The organism is Pseudarthrobacter oxydans, assembly GCF_030812335.1.
GTDB lineage: Bacteria > Actinomycetota > Actinomycetes > Actinomycetales > Micrococcaceae > Arthrobacter > Arthrobacter oxydans_B.
Genome location: NZ_JAUSSN010000003.1, coordinates 385572 through 400383, shown reverse-complemented (window position 1 = coordinate 400383; position 14812 = coordinate 385572). Strand labels below are relative to the sequence as shown.

The 14812-nt window shown below is 68.6% G+C and carries 12 protein-coding genes; 9 read left to right on the top strand and 3 right to left on the bottom strand.

Annotation, left to right across the window (positions count from 1 at the left end; translation table 11 throughout):
• Positions 1-20 precede the first annotated feature (20 nt).
• The 6 genes from J2W14_RS07070 (at position 21) to J2W14_RS07045 (ending at position 9900) form a co-directional block, all read left to right on the top strand.
• Entirely contained in the window at positions 21-1772 is a 1752-nt protein-coding gene (locus J2W14_RS07070; RefSeq protein WP_307460363.1) for a glycerol-3-phosphate dehydrogenase/oxidase, read from the top strand.
• 70 nt (positions 1773-1842) lie between these two features.
• Positions 1843-2331, top strand: coding sequence for a PTS sugar transporter subunit IIA (locus J2W14_RS07065; RefSeq protein WP_307460361.1), 489 nt, complete (start codon positions 1843-1845; stop codon positions 2329-2331).
• An 80-nt stretch (positions 2332-2411) separates the two neighbouring features.
• Positions 2412-3290, top strand: a complete 879-nt coding sequence (locus J2W14_RS07060) for an SURF1 family protein (protein ID WP_307460358.1) — start codon at positions 2412-2414, stop codon at positions 3288-3290.
• Positions 3287-3799: a DUF3817 domain-containing protein gene (locus tag J2W14_RS07055; protein ID WP_307460355.1), complete on the top strand. Its 513-nt coding sequence runs from the start codon at positions 3287-3289 to the stop codon at positions 3797-3799. Before J2W14_RS07060 ends, J2W14_RS07055 begins: the two co-directional genes overlap by 4 nt.
• A gap of 107 nt (positions 3800-3906) precedes the next feature.
• Positions 3907-5496 carry a glutamine-hydrolyzing GMP synthase gene (guaA, locus tag J2W14_RS07050; RefSeq protein ID WP_307460353.1) on the top strand — a complete coding sequence of 530 codons (1590 nt, stop codon included), beginning with the start codon at positions 3907-3909 and terminating at the stop codon, positions 5494-5496.
• A 273-nt stretch (positions 5497-5769) separates the two neighbouring features.
• The gene (locus J2W14_RS07045; RefSeq protein ID WP_307460351.1) at positions 5770-9900 is read left to right on the top strand and encodes an AAA family ATPase; all 4131 of its coding nucleotides are present in this window, start codon (positions 5770-5772) and stop codon (positions 9898-9900) included.
• A gap of 79 nt (positions 9901-9979) precedes the next feature.
• On the opposite strand, the gene J2W14_RS07040 is transcribed toward J2W14_RS07045, so the two are convergent.
• The 3 genes from J2W14_RS07040 to J2W14_RS07030 all read right to left on the bottom strand — a co-directional run bounded on the left by J2W14_RS07040 (position 9980) and on the right by J2W14_RS07030 (position 11958).
• Positions 9980-10579: an RcpC/CpaB family pilus assembly protein gene (locus J2W14_RS07040; protein ID WP_307460348.1), complete on the bottom strand. Its 600-nt coding sequence runs from the start codon at positions 10577-10579 to the stop codon at positions 9980-9982.
• Positions 10580-10920: 341 nt separating this feature from the next.
• The gene (locus J2W14_RS07035) at positions 10921-11172 is read right to left on the bottom strand and encodes an FmdB family zinc ribbon protein (protein ID WP_024367438.1); all 252 of its coding nucleotides are present in this window, start codon (positions 11170-11172) and stop codon (positions 10921-10923) included.
• Between the two features lie 147 nt (positions 11173-11319).
• On the bottom strand, positions 11320-11958 hold the full coding sequence (locus J2W14_RS07030; protein ID WP_307460341.1) for a 5-formyltetrahydrofolate cyclo-ligase: 639 nt from the start codon (positions 11956-11958) through the stop codon (positions 11320-11322).
• 98 nt (positions 11959-12056) lie between these two features.
• Between J2W14_RS07030 and galU the strand changes: the two genes are divergently transcribed.
• The 3 genes from galU (at position 12057) to J2W14_RS07015 (ending at position 14703) form a co-directional block, all read left to right on the top strand.
• Positions 12057-12974, top strand: a complete 918-nt coding sequence (gene galU / locus J2W14_RS07025; protein WP_307460338.1) for a UTP--glucose-1-phosphate uridylyltransferase GalU — start codon at positions 12057-12059, stop codon at positions 12972-12974.
• 5 nt (positions 12975-12979) lie between these two features.
• The gene (locus J2W14_RS07020) at positions 12980-13600 is read left to right on the top strand and encodes a GNAT family N-acetyltransferase (protein ID WP_307460336.1); all 621 of its coding nucleotides are present in this window, start codon (positions 12980-12982) and stop codon (positions 13598-13600) included.
• 116 nt (positions 13601-13716) lie between these two features.
• The gene (locus J2W14_RS07015) at positions 13717-14703 is read left to right on the top strand and encodes a hypothetical protein (RefSeq protein WP_307460333.1); all 987 of its coding nucleotides are present in this window, start codon (positions 13717-13719) and stop codon (positions 14701-14703) included.
• Positions 14704-14812 lie beyond the last annotated feature (109 nt).

Genomic DNA, 14812 nt, shown 5'->3' with positions numbered 1-14812 from the left:
GAGACGGATGGAGGCGTGACATGAACAGTTTTCCCGGCGGTTCTCCCAAGGCCGGCGGTGCCCTTGGGCCTGCGGAACGCGAAGCTTCACTCGCGGTACTCAGGGGCACCACCGAACCGGGGAAGGAACTCGACATCCTGATCGTCGGCGGCGGCATCGTCGGCACCGGCGCGGCCCTGGACGCCGTCACGCGCGGCCTGAGCGTCGGCATCGTCGAGGCCAACGACTGGGCCGCGGGCACCTCCTCCCGCTCCTCCAAGCTGATCCACGGCGGCCTGCGCTACCTGGAGATGCTCGATTTCGCCCTGGTCAAAGAGGCGCTGCACGAACGCGGACTGATTCTCTCCGCGCTCGCCCCGCACCTCGCCCGGCCCGTTCCCTTCCTGTACCCGCTGACCAAGCCGTTCCTTGAACGGCCCTATGTGGGCGCGGGCATCGCCTTGTACGACGCCATGTCCATCTCCACCGGCCAGCGCCGCGGCGTGCCGTTCCACAAGCACCTGAGCCGCCGGGGGACCCTGCGGGCAGCGCCGAGCCTGAAGGACGATGCGTTCGTCGGCTCGATCCGGTACTACGACGGCCAGGTCGACGACGCCAAATACTGCGCCAACCTGGTCCGCACCGCGGCCTACTACGGTGCCCACGCGGTGAACCAGATGTCCGTGGTGTCCTTTCTCCGCGAAGGCGAACGCGTGGTCGGCGCGAAGGTGGTCAACCACGAGGACGGGTCCTCGTTCAACATCAAGGCCAAGCAGGTCATCAATGCCACGGGCGTCTGGACCGACGAGACCCAGGCCATGGTGACCGACCGCGGCCAGCTCAAGGTCCGCGCCTCCAAGGGCATCCACCTGGTGGTGCCGCGGGACCGCTTCCAGTCGACCGTGGGGCTGATCCTGCGGACCGAGAAATCCGTCCTGTTCGTCATCCCCTGGGGCCGGCACTGGATCATCGGCACCACCGACACCGACTGGCACCTCGACAAAGCCCACCCGGCCGCGTCCAGCAAGGACATCGACTACATCCTCGAGCATGTGAACCGGGTCCTGAAACGCCCGCTCACCCGCGAGGACGTCGAAGGGGTCTACGCCGGGCTCCGCCCGCTGCTGGCCGGCGAAAACGACTCCACCGCCAAACTGTCCCGCGAACACGTCGTGGCCCACCCGGTGCCCGGCCTCGTCGTTGTGGCCGGCGGCAAATGGACCACCTACCGGGTCATGGCCAAGGACGCCGTCGACGAGGCCACCCGCAGCATGGACGAACGTGTCCCGCCCAGCTGCACGGAGTCCATCCCGCTGCTGGGCGCCACCGGATTCAAAGCCGCGTGGAACAAGCGGAACCGGATGGCGGAGGAAACCGGAGTGCACGTGGCGCGGATCGAGCACCTGCTCAACCGCTACGGTTCGATGGCCCGGGAGGTGCTGGCGCTCATCACCGAGAACCCGGAACTGGGCGAACCGCTGCCCGGCGCGGACGACTACCTCGCCGCCGAGGCCGTGTACGCCGCCACCCATGAGGGGGCCCGGCATGTGCAGGACGTGCTGACCCGCCGGACCCGGATTTCCATCGAGGCCTGGGACCGCGGTGTGTCCGCCGCACCGGTAGTCGCTAAACTGATGGGAGATGTCCTCGGCTGGAGCGATGCGCAGCGCGAGGGCGAGATCAAGCACTACCTGGCCAGGGTCGACGCCGAACGGCTCAGCCAGGAGCAGCCGGACGACGAATCCGCTGACGCCGCACGCCTGGGCGTCGAGGACATCGTTCCGCTGCGCTGACCGGCAGCGTCCGCCGGCAGCCTCGACCCGAGACTGCCGGCGCATTGACGCCACTTCGAAGGGATACCTCTTGGCGGAACCACTGGACCGGTATGACGCCGAGCTCACCACCCCGGAAATGGTGATCCTCGAGATGGACGCCACCGACAAGCTCGACGCCACGGCCCAGCTGGCGGAGCGGATGCACGCCGCCGGACGCATTTCAGATCTTCCGGGCTTCCTCAAGCACGTCAACGCCCGGGAACACCAACTGGCCACCGGTCTTCCCGGCGGCATCGGCCTGCCCCACGCCCGCAGCGAGTTCGTCTCCCGGACCACCATCGCGGTCGGCATCACCAAGTACGGCAGGGCGCTCGACTTCGGCGCCGCCGACGGGCCGGCGACTGTGGTCCTCCTGATCGCGACCCCGGCCAGCTCCTTCTCCGAGCACCTCGAAGTGCTGGCCACGCTGGCGAGGTCCTTGTCGAAGGAGTCGTACCGCGAATCGCTCCGCCGGGCCTACGACCCCGAAGTGATCGCGGAACTCATCAACTCCAGCCTGGTCTTCTTCGACCACTGAGATTGGGCAGGGGCTATCCTTTCTGCCCACTCTTATATCCCCGTTCGTTGTTCTACACGCCGACGAAGTACGGTTAAGGGGTGCTGAAAACTGCCCTCCAACCCCGCTGGATCGCCGGACTCGTGTTCGCGATCGTCGTGTCAGGGGTGTTTGTGCTGCTCAGCCAGTGGCAGTTCGGCCGCTCGACCACGCCTGAGGTGACGGTCTCCGCCACGACCGAGGATCCAAAGTCCCTCACCACGGTGCTCCAGCCCGGGGATTTCTTTCCCGGGTCGGTCGCTGACCAGGTCGTCACCGCCTCCGGCAGCTACGACCCGCAGAAGCAGGTCCTCGTCCCGGGACGGCTGAACGACGGCGCCACGGGCTACTGGATCGTTTCCGCCCTGGCCGTGGACGGCGCCCCCGTCCTGACCGGAGCCGGCGCTTCCCCGCAGACCTGGATCCCGGTCGCCCGCGGCTGGGTCGCCGACCCCGCGGACGTACCCGCCCCGCCGTCGGGCACCATTGAACTGACCGGACGGCTGCTGCCCTCCGAAGCCCCGCTGACCGGGACCGACGCCGGCCCCGGCCGGGCCAGCGCCGTCTCCGTCGCGGAGCTCATCAACATCTGGGAAGTCAGCAGCTACCCCGGCTTCGTCGCCGCGAGCTCCGAGGCCGCCGGCGGCAGCGATGTCAGCGCCGCCGCGTCCGGCGGCGAGGTCAAGCCGCTGAACATCGGACCGCAGCCTCCGGCCGAAAAGGTCAACTGGCTCAACCTGTTCTACGCCGCGGAGTGGGTCGTGTTTGCCGGCTTCGCGCTGTTCATCTGGTGGCGCCTGGTCAAGGATGACTACCGCCGCGGACTCGAGGACGCCCTCGACGAGGAGCACGACGCCGCGGCGCCGGAGCTCTCTGAACCGGGCCCCAACCAACCGGACCGCAACGAACCGCACCCCACCGAAACGAAAGTGCAATCATGATCGAGCCCCAGCCGGCCGTCCAGCCGCAGCAGTCCAACGCCCCGGGAAGCGGACGCGGCAAGAAGCGCCGCTTCGGCGGAACCGAGGCCCAGATCCGTTCGGCGCTGAAGTTCTACAAGGTGCTCGCGTACATGACCGGGACCATGCTGCTCCTGCTCTGCGCCGAACTGATCGCCCGGTACGCCTTTGGCCAGTACCTCTTCCTCGGCGGCACCAACGCCGTCACCGGTGAGCCCTTCGGCTTCGGATTCGCCGACGCCGAGCCCCCCGGCGTCGTCGGCGGCGTGAACCTCTCCGTCGCGGTCCTGATCGTGCACGGCTGGATGTACGTCGTGTACCTCATGTCCAACTTCCGCCTGTGGTCGCTGATGCGCTGGCCGTTCGCGAAGATGATCCTCCTGGCGCTCGGCGGCGTCGTGCCGTTCCTGTCCTTCTTCGTGGAGAAGAGGGTCCACGCCGAGGTGGAGGCGGAACTGGCCGCGAACCCGCAGGCGCCGCAGCGCTACTGAGCGCACGACGTCGGGCCCGTGTGAGTTCGCTTACCCGGCGGCCGTTCCCGGGCCCGGGCGGCCTTCTCAATGTGCGGGCGGACGGCGCCGCAAAGTAGGCTAGTACGGTGACTACTCCCTCTGCATCCCAGACGTCCCACAAGCCCGTGCTGGTTGTTGACTACGGTGCCCAGTACGCGCAGCTGATCGCCCGCCGCGTCCGGGAAGCGAACGTGTATTCGGAAGTGGTTCCGCATACCTACAGCACCGAGCAGCTCCTGGCCAAGAACCCCGCCGCGATCATCCTCTCCGGCGGCCCCGCGAGCGTCTACGCCGAAGGTGCCCCCGGCGTCGGCGCGGAGCTGTTCGAAGCCGGCGTCCCGGTCTTCGGCATCTGCTACGGCTTCCAGGCCATGGCCAACGCCCTCGGCGGCAAGGTGGCCCAGACCGGTCTCCGCGAGTACGGCGCCACCGAGACCACGACCATCGGCGAAGGCCGCTCCATCCTGAACGGCATGCCCCAGCACCAGAGCACCTGGATGAGCCACGGCGATTCGGTGCACGAGGCCCCGGAGGGCTTTGAGGTCCTCGCGACGACGGCCGGAGCCGAAGTTGCCGCCTTCGCCAACGAGGAGAAGCGCCTCTACGGCGTGCAGTGGCACCCGGAGGTGAAGCACTCCGCCTACGGCCAGCAGGTGCTGGAGAACTTCCTGTTCAAGGGCGCCGGGCTGGAACCGAACTGGACCGCCGGCAACATCCTCGAGGAGCAGGTCGACCGGATCCGCGAGCAGATCGGCGACGCCCGGGTCATCTGCGGCCTCTCCGGCGGCGTTGACTCCGCCGTCGCCGCCGCCCTGGTCCAGCGCGCCGTCGGCGAGCAGCTGACCTGTGTGTTCGTGGACCACGGACTGCTGCGCGAAGGCGAAGCCGAACAGGTCGAACGCGACTTCGTGGCCGCCACCGGCGTCAAGCTCTACGTTGCCAACGAGCAGGAGCGCTTCCAGGCGGCCCTGGCCGGGGTCAGCGACCCCGAGACCAAGCGCAAGATCATCGGCCGCGAATTCATCCGCGCCTTCGAGGAAGCCGAGCTGGCGATCATCGCCGAGGCGGCAGCGCACGGCGAGAAGATCAAGTTCCTCGTGCAGGGCACCCTGTACCCCGACGTCGTCGAATCCGGCGGCGGCGAAGGCGCGGCGAACATCAAGAGCCACCACAACGTGGGCGGACTGCCGGAGGACCTGCAGTTCGAACTCGTCGAACCGCTGCGCGCCCTGTTCAAGGACGAGGTCCGCGCCGTCGGCGCCCAACTGGGCCTGCCGCAGGAAATCGTGGGACGCCAGCCGTTCCCCGGACCGGGCCTCGGCATCAGGATCGTCGGTGAAGTCACCAAGGAGCGGCTGGACCTGCTGCGGAAGGCGGACGCCATCGCGCGGGCCGAACTGACCGCCGCCGGGCTCGACAACGAGGTCTGGCAGATGCCGGTCGTCCTACTGGCCGATGTCCGCAGCGTCGGCGTCCAGGGCGATGGCCGCACCTACGGCCATCCGATCGTGTTGCGCCCGGTCTCCTCCGAAGACGCCATGACGGCGGACTGGTCGCGGCTGCCTTACGATCTGCTGGCCAGGATCTCCAACCGCATCACCAACGAAGTGGACGGCGTTAACCGCGTCGTGCTCGACGTGACCAGCAAGCCGCCGGGAACCATTGAATGGGAATAGCCCGGTAACGGGTTAGTCGGGTGGCCGGTCTCCTGGGGAGGCCGGCCATTTTCGGTCTGTCCCGGGCTGCCCGGCCCGGACCCCGGCGGCAGCATTTGGCGCAGGCCGGCGATCATGTGAATTCGGTCGAATTTATGGTCCGCCAGTGTTGCGGAGCCTCACCGGGGCCGGATTCGGGCTACCCTCGAATGCATGCCGGTATTGTTCAGGACGTCCCGCGCGAGCACGGAAAACGTGAGCACAGTAAACGCGAGCACAGAAAAGAAGGCAGCAGTGTCAGTTGGTCAAGGCCACCCCGAGGGCTCCGAGGAGCTCAGGAAATGGCTGTCCGGGCTCAAACCCGTCACCGGAGCAGACACCATGCTGCGCTTCACCAAAACGCCTGAGGGCTCCATCGACCTGACCCACGCGCATCCGTCCGGACTGGCGCAGCTGATGGCCGGCCGCCGCACCCGGCTCTCCACCCTGATCCGCGACCAGCAGCAGTACGTCGTCGCCGCGAGGGCCTCGCGCAACCTGCGGTCCAAGATCTTCGAACTCGCCAACGACCGCGGCATCGACGCGGGCTACTTCTCGGCCGGCACGGTGGTCTGGACCTCCGCCGTTGGCGGCAAACCCCAGCGTGTGTCTGCCCCGGTCATGCTGGCCTCCATCTCCCTCACCGTGCGCCCCGGCGAGGACGACTACGAACTGCAGCTCACCGAGCAGGCCAGGATCAACCCTGCCCTGATCCGGCACCTGAAGACCATCCACGGGATCGTCTTCGACATCAACGCCGTCACCCGCATGGCGTACAGCACCGCCCGGTTTGACCCCCAGCCGGTCCTCGACCGCCTGGGCACCCTCATCCAGCCCATCCACGGCGCCGAGATCGAGCACAACCTCCTGGTCTCCACATTTGCGGACCTTTCCGGGAGTCTCGAGGATCCGTGGATCAACGAGAACCACCCCCTCGTCGGGGCGCTGGGGCGTGCCGCTGCCGGCGGGACCGTGGAGGTTCCCGAGCTCAAGGCCGGGCGCTTCCCGAGCACCGACGAGCGCGATCCCGCCGATGAGCTGCTGCTGCTCGACGCCGACGCCGACCAGCAGTACGTCATCGACGCCGTCCGCGCCGGTGACTCGCTCGTGGTCAGCAGCCCGCCGGGCACCGGCCAGACCCAAACAGCCATCAACACCATCGGCGCCCTCGTCGACCAGGGCAAGACCGTCCTCGTGGTGGGGGACCGGCGGGCCAGCCTCGGCGAGATCTCCGCAGAGCTGGACACCCTGGGGCTGGACTCCACCCTGCTCCAGCTCGCCGGCAACACCACCCCACTGCAGCTCAAGGGCCAGCTGGTCCGCGCCATCATGCGCAACGAAAAATCCCTGCAGCCGCAGCTCAGCAACCTGCACACCACCCTGACCGAGCACCGCCACGCCCTTCGGGACCACGTCGCGTCGCTGCACAACGTCCGCCAGCGCTGGGGCTGCTCGCCCTACGAAGCCATGCAGTCGCTGGCCGAACTGACGTCGCTCCAGCCTGCACCGGCGACCACCGTCCGGCTCAAGCGCAGCGTGCTGGACAACATCCGCGACCGCGAGGAACTCGCCGGGCGGCTCCACCGCGCCGCCGAACTGGGCAGCTTCAGCCGGTCCTCGACGGCAAGCCCCTGGCACGGCGCCCGCCTCCTGACCCGCAAGGAAACCCAGGAAGCCCAGCAGGTGGCCCGCACGGTGGCCGGCAAGCTGCCGCAACTGCGCGAACTGATGAACGGCGTCGCCGACCACGCCGAAATCCGCCTCGGACGCACCTTCGCCGAATGGGGCGACCAGGTCGAGCTGCTCGTCGCGGTCCGCGAAAGCCTCGACAAATTCACCGCCGACATCTTCGACCGCCCGGTCCATGACCTCATCTCCGCCACCGCCGCCTCCTCCTGGCGGCGCGAACGGAACATCGAGATGCCGTCCATGCAGCGTTCCCGCCTGCGCCGGGTGGCCAAGGAATATGTCCGACCGGGCGTCCACATCGCCGACCTGCACAGCTCCCTCGTTCTCGTCCAGGAGCAGCGGGCCGCGTGGTCCGGCTATGCCACGACGCAGCGCCACCCGGCGGTCCCGTCCGGCCTCGGCGAGATCATCGCCCTGTACCGCGAGCTGGAAGCGGAGCTTGCCGAGCTCGGCCAGGCCGTCCGGCACACCGCCGCGGGCGGCGAGCTGCACACCACGCCTTATGAAGAACTGATGGAGCGGCTGGAACGGCTGGTTGCCGACACCGGGACGCTCGAGACGCTGCCGGAGCGGACGCTGCTGGTGGAAAACATGCGCGAGCATGGGCTCGGCGAGCTGCTCGCCGACCTTGCCGAGCGTGAGGTGCCGGCCGAGTCGGTCGCCACGGAGCTGGAGCTCGCCTGGTGGCAGTCGGCCCTGGAAGCCATGATCAGCGGGGACGACTACCTCGCCATGTCCGACGGCGACGCCCTCCGCCAGCTCGAAGCCGAATACCGCCTCGCCGACAACGCCCACATCGCCAGCGGAGCGGCCCGGCTGCGCTGGCAGCTGGCCGAACGGTGGCGGGCGGCCATCGCGGAGCACCCGCGCCAGGCGGAGCTGCTGCGCAGCCTGCTCAAGGACGGCCGGGTAACGCTTCCGGCGCTGACCGGACAGGCCGCGGAACTGCTGCCCATGCTGGTGCCGGTGTGGTCGGTGAGCCCGTATCTCCTGACGGCGGTCCTGCCCGTGGAGCAGCGGTTCGACGCGGTTGTCATCCTCGACGCCGAAGCGACGTCGCTGCAGGCTGTCCTGCCGGCCATCGCCCGCTCCAAACAGGTCATCGCCTTCGGTGACGACCGGATCGCCAGCCCGCGGACCTTCACCGTGGGTGTGGAGCGGCTTGCCGCCGGCGAGAGCTCCCACCAGGGTGTGGAGAGCGCCTACCAGGCTCTGTCGACCGTGTTGCCCACCTGGAGCCTGCACACCGTCTACCGCGCCGTGGATGAAGACCTCGTCCGGCAGTTGAGCAAGGGCTTCTACGACGGCGGACTCCGCCGCCTGCCGGAAGGCCAGTCAGCGACCGGGCTGGACCGCGCCCTGACGGTGGAATACCTGCCGGACGGCACGGGACTGCCCAGCGCCGACCAGGACGGTGTCGAATCCGTCGTGGCAGAGGTCAACCGTGCGGTGGAGCTGGTCTTCGAACACGCCCGGCTGCGGCCGCGGACGTCGCTGGCTGTCGTCACCGGCAGCCTCCGGCACGCAGCCCGGATCGGCGAGTCCATCCGGCTGCAGCTCCCGAATTACCCGATGCTGGCCAGTTTCTTCACCGCCGGCGACGAATCCTTCCGGGTGGTGGACCTGGAACGTGCCCAGGGCCTGGTCCGGGACCATGTGATCTTCTCCCCGGGGTACGGACGCACTCCGCACGGGCGGGCCCTCCACAGCCTGGGACCGCTGTCCCTGGCCGGAGGACGGGCCAAGTTCGCCCTCGCCATGACACGGGCACGCCGGTCGCTGCACGTGCTGAGCTGCTTCCGCCCCGAGGACCTCGACGTGACCCGGTTGAACCACGGCGCGGTCGACTTCTACGAACTGCTGGACCGTGAAATCGCAGGCAACTCCGATCTCGGCAGCCCGGCATCGCGGGCCGCCGCCAGCGAACAGGCCCTGGGGGCTGACCCTCTCGTGGCGGACCTCGGCGACCGCCTGCGGGCCCGGGGTGCCCGGGTCTGGCACCAGTACGACGGCGCCCTGAATATGGTGGCCGCGGCCGACCCGTTGAGCACCCTCGGACAGGACGACGCCGAGATTCCCCGGCCCGTGGCGATTGAGTCCGACGGCACCGAGCAGTACCGGCGGCTGACCGTCCGCGAACGCAGCAGGCTCCGCCCGCAGCTCCTGGAACGACTCGGCTGGCGCTACATGCCACTATGGACCATAGAGGTCTTCACCGATCCGTCGGCCTGCGCCGACCGCATCGGCGGATATCTCGGCCTGGAAAAGCCGGCAGTGACGCACCGGAAACAGGCCGAGCCGGGATTCTTCGACGACGACTTCGAGAACCTCGCGGTCAGCGAAGCGCAGGCCTCGGAGCGGCGGGCCCCGGCCGGACCGCCGGACCGCGCGCATCAGGACAGAACAGATCAGGGCAGTAAGGAGGCCGGCGGCATGACTGCGGACGGCGATACCCACAACCACAGCGCTACTCGGAACCACAGCGATGACCAGAACGATCGCGGCAGCCAGACCAGCGGCGAAGCCCAGGACGGCAACGGGGACAATGCGACGCACCAGCCCGCACCGGCGGCAGCCGCGGCCGGTGTGCTGCCGAACAAGGCCGCTGAGGATGATCCGAGGCGCTGGGGCGACGAGCCGGGCGGCTACGACCACGACTCCTGGCTCGAGGAACAGAAGCCTCCGCACTGGGGCTAAGATCCTTCCCGGCCCGGACCACGCGGGCGTCGCCTTCCGAGAGGGCCCCTGCCACGGGATCACCCGCCGGGAGACCCGGCTAGTCATGGGCGGCCGCCACGAGGACAAAGAATAGCTTCCCCTGCGTGGAAGCACCGGCGAGGCGACCGGCCTGATCAGCGTCGGCAGCGACGACCAGGAGGCTGTCTGTCTCCCCGGTTGCCAGCCATTGGCCGGCCCCGTTGCCGTGCTCGGAGGTCCACAGCACCGGCACCGCGGCGGCCAGCACCTGCGTTGCTGCCGGCTGGTCAAAGCCGTTGCCGGTGGTCATCACGACGTTGACAAGTTGCCCGGGGGCGAGCAGCTGGATCGAGGCGGGATCGGCCATCCGGAGCGGCACGGCGGCAGATCCCGGAGGGCTTCCTGCCAGCAGGCCGGGACCAAGGAGCTGGGCGTCAGATAGTAGTTGGCCCTTGCGCAGGGCCACCGCCAGCTGTTTGCCCTGCAGGGACTCGGCGCTGCCGTAGCTGCCTTCGGGCACCAGCCCGCGCGGGACACTCAGCGCCGTCAGGTCATCCGGGCCCAGTGTTTGCCCGGCGGGGAGGTCCCGTGCGGCGGCGAAAGCGGAGACCGTAAAGGCCGGGGCCGGGGTCAGCTGCTGGACAGTAAGACCGGCCGCCACGCACAGCAGCAGCGCCACGCCCAGCCGGAGGTTGCGGGCCAGCCACCGGGCCAGCCGCCTGCGGGGAGATTGCCCAGCGGGTCCTGGCCGGCGCCGCGGACCTGAAGACGCCGACCGGACTGGGCGGCGCCTGCGGGCCCCGCCGTTTCGGAGAACCGACAAGGGGTGCCACGAGCCACGAAAAAATGCCCGGGGGCTGACCTCAGGGACGACGCCTACGGACAGGGCGGGAAGGGCGGGGATGGACATAGCCCGACACTACGCAGCGGCGCGGACACCGGACAGGCGTGCTGTGGGCTATGTGGACAAACAGGCCGGCAGGCACCGAACCGGAACGGGGGAGCAGCCCCCGGCAGGTCCTAGCTTGCGGAAGCGGCGGCGGGCGCCGGAGTTGCGGCCGGGGCGGGCGCCGGTGAGACGGTGCTGCCTTTGGCGTCGCGGGAGTCCGTCCGGTAGAAGCCGGAACCCTTGAAGACGACGCCGACGCTGTTGAACTTCTTGCGAAGGGTCCCCTGGCACTCGGGGCAGGACGTGAGGGAGCTGTCGGTGAACGACTGCACGATCTCGAAGGCGTGGCTGCAGTCCTTGCAGGCGTATGCATACGTGGGCACTGGAAATCCTCCTCTGGGACAAACGAGCAGGTCCCGTGCTGTCCGGTGGGGACCGCAGCCGACGTGTCCGTCTCCGCAATCCGTCCCTTAGCAGTCGCAGGGCCTGAGTGCTAATTCTATCACCCCTGCGGCGCGTCCTTTTATGAGCTACCCCTCCTGCAGCGTGAGCAGGCCCGCCGGGGTCAGGGCGGCGGCCACCTTCCGATCAAAGGGCTCTGCCGGGATGCTGCCGGCGGGCAGGACCTCGCCGTCGTACACAACCGCGGCGGTCGGCAGGGGCGGCAGCAGCCCGCCGTCGGCCGCCGGGGCCCCGGACCCGAGGAGGGCGGTCAGCGCCGCCAGGAACTTGTCGTAGTAGCCGCCGCCCTGGCCGATCCGGTTGCCGGAGAAGTCGACGGCGGTGGCCGGCAGGAAGATGCCGTCGGTGTGCTGCATGATGGCAGTGCCGTGGCGTTCCCCGGCAGGCTCCTGGATCGGCGCGTAGCGGCTCCGGATAAATTCCGAGGCCGGTGTCCAGTACACCCAGCTCAGCGCCAGGCCGGGCTCACAGACCGGAAGCAGAACCTGATGGCCGGCCTCATGCAGGGCTGCCAGCAGGGGAGCGGTCGGCGGCTCGGAACCCACCCCAAGATAGGCGGCAAAAGTGCCCGGGCTGCCACCGGTCAGGCCGGATGCCCAGGCAAGTCCGTGCCGGGCAATTCCGGCCCCGGCGCTTTCCAGCAGGTCCGGCCTGAGCACGGTACGCCGGGCGCGGTGGCTTTCCCGGATCTTTTCCTTCGACGCCATGCCCGTGTTCCTTAAGTGTGATGCGGCCCGGTAAACAGCTGTTCTCCCGGCGGCTCGAATAATTACCCAATGTTTGGTCCCTCCGTTAGATTAGTCGAGTGACTACACCCAACGCTCCCGTCCGCAAGGCCGTCATCCCCGCAGCCGGCCTCGGCACCAGATTCCTTCCGGCCACCAAGGCCATGCCCAAGGAAATGCTGCCCGTCGTCGACAAGCCGGCCATCCAGTACGTCGTGGAGGAAGCCGTCAAGGTAGGTCTGAACGACATCCTGATGATCACCGGCCGCAACAAGCGCGCGCTGGAGGATCACTTTGACCGCGTCCCCACGCTGGAAGCCATGCTTGAGGCCAAGGGAGACACTGCCAAGCTCGAGTCCATTCAGGCGGCCAGCAACCTGGGGGACATCCACTACGTCCGCCAGGGCGATCCGATGGGCCTGGGCCACGCCGTACTCCGGGCAAAGCAGCACGTGGGGTATGAGCCGTTTGCGGTCCTGTTGGGCGATGACCTGATCGATGCCCGCGACGACCTTCTCAGCACCATGATCGAGGTCCAGGCGAAGACCGGGGGATCGGTGGTCGCGCTGATCGAGGTTGAGCCTTCTGAAATCAGCGCCTACGGCTGTGCCGATGTCCAGGCGATCGGCGGCGAAGAGTACGTACGGATCAACCACCTGGTTGAGAAGCCTGACGTCAAGGACGCGCCGTCGAACCTGGCCATCATCGGCCGCTATGTCCTCCACCCGGCGGTCTTCGAGGTGCTGGAACGCACGGCGCCGGGCCGCGGCGGCGAAATTCAGCTCACCGACGCGCTGCAGGAGCTCGCCGCCGGTGACGGCGAGGGCTACGGCGTGTACGGCGTCGTCTTCCGTGGCCGCCGCTACGACACCGGCGACAAGCTCAGCTACCTCAAGGCCTGCGTCCAGCTGGCCTGCGACAGTGACGATCTGGGTCCCGGCCTGCGGGAATGGCTGCCGGGCTTCGCCGCGAGCCTGGCTCCCAGCCTGACCAAGTAGCCCCGGTGGGGGGCAGCTTCCACTGGCCGGTGACGCTCGAAAGCGGCGACCTTGTGCTGCGCCCGATCCGCTACCGGGACCGCAAGGAATGGACCGAGGTCCGTTCCCGCAACAGCGAGTGGCTGGCCCCCTGGGAAGCGTCCAACCCCGTTCCCGGGGGTGGCCTTCCCGACTACCGCCACATGGTGCGTTCCCTCAAGGCGCAGGCCGCCCAGGCCACGGCCCTGCCGTTTCTGATTACAGAGCGGGCCCCGGGCTTCCGGGAGCCTGTCATCGTGGGACAACTGACGGTCTCCTCCATCGTGTGGGGCTCGGCCATGATGGCCACACTCGGTTACTGGGTGGACAAGGACCGGGCAGGGCACGGGATCGCGCCGACCTCAGTGGCGCTGGTGACGGACTACTGCTTCCAGAACCTTGGGCTGCATCGGATGGAAATCAACATCCGGCCCGAAAACGGGCCCAGCCTCCGGGTGGTCGAGAAGCTCGGCTTCCGCGACGAGGGCTACCGGCCGAGGTTCCTGCACATCAATGGCGAATGGGCCGACCATCGGACCTTCGCGCTGACCGCTGAAGAAGTGCCGGAGGGGCTTCTGGCGCGGTGGCAGCAGAGCCGCCCCGCGTAGCCGTCAGACCCGTCCTGACCAGCGCTTACGTCATCAATCCCGCCAATTGACAGTTCCCCCGCGACACACCGGGGACAATGCGGCCCCGGACCCCGTATTGCTCATACGGTTTTGGTGTGGATATCCCTCTTAGCAGCTCTGTGATCCTTGTCATTGCTGTTGCGCTCTGGATTGTGTGGGTTGCCCCCTACATGCTCCGGAACGGACGCCACCACCTGCAGCCCGCGGGCGAGCTTGCAGCGGACTTCATCGATCTCGAAACAGCAGCCCCCCAAGCCGGGAACGTCATGAAGATGGCGGCCCAGCAGGAGAAACCCATGACCAGCACCCAGCGCACCGAGTCCGCCCCGGGAACCACCGGACACGACGGCGGCCCCACGACGGCAGTGACCGGCCCGGCGTTCAGAATCCGCTACGGCCGGTTGGCCCTCGCCCTGGCCGGTCTGCTTTCCCTGCTGACCGGCGTCGTCTCAGCGGCCCTGCGAATCTTCGGCCTCGGTGCACCCTGGCTGCCGTTCGTTGCGTTGTTGGGCGCCGTCGCCGCGGTCTTTATGCTGCGCTGGCTTGCCGTCCGGGACCGCCGCCGAAAAATGAACGCCGCGTTTCGCGCGGCCATGAGTGCACCGGCCCGCCCGGCCGAAACCGCCCCGGAGCGCGCCCCGCTGCGGGAGCCGGCGGGCCTGCCCCGCGAACGCGCCGAGAGCCCGCTCTTTGACGCCCAGGCCGACGCCGTCGAGCGGAAGCCGGCACCGAGGCCCCTGACCGCCCAGGAACTCCGCCAGGCGGCGCTGGCGGAAGCCATGGCCTCGGGCGACACGTCCGTCCGCGGCGCCGCGGGCGCCCGGCCCGCCGAAGGATCCAGCTGGGAACCGGTGGAAGTCCCCAAGCCGACGTATGTGGAGGCTCCGAAGGCCGAGCGGGCCGCCCCTGAGCCGCTCGATCTGCCGGAAGCGCCGAAGGCAGTCGGAAAACCGTCGCTGAAGCAGAGCCTCCCGCAGACGCCGGCTGTCAGCCTCGGTGCGGACGCCGAGCAGAAGCCGATGGGCAAGGCCCAGAGTGCCCTGAGCAACCTGGACGACGTCCTGCAGCGACGCCGGGCCTGAATCCCGTCCCCCCAGCCCCGGGCAGCCAGCAACGGCCGCCCGGGGCTTTTTTGTGCCCGGCGGATCATGGCCGGCGGTCCACTGCGGCGCAGAACCCGGCGGGGGCGGT

Coding starts and splice junctions, on each gene's coding strand:
- J2W14_RS07070 (WP_307460363.1), top strand. CDS start 21: ATGAACAGTTTTCCCGGCGGTTCTCCCAAGGCCGGCGGTGCCCTTGGG.
- J2W14_RS07055 (WP_307460355.1), top strand. CDS start 3,287: ATGATCGAGCCCCAGCCGGCCGTCCAGCCGCAGCAGTCCAACGCCCCG.
- J2W14_RS07030 (WP_307460341.1), bottom strand. CDS start 11,958: ATGGCGTCGAAGGAAAAGATCCGGGAAAGCCACCGCGCCCGGCGTACC.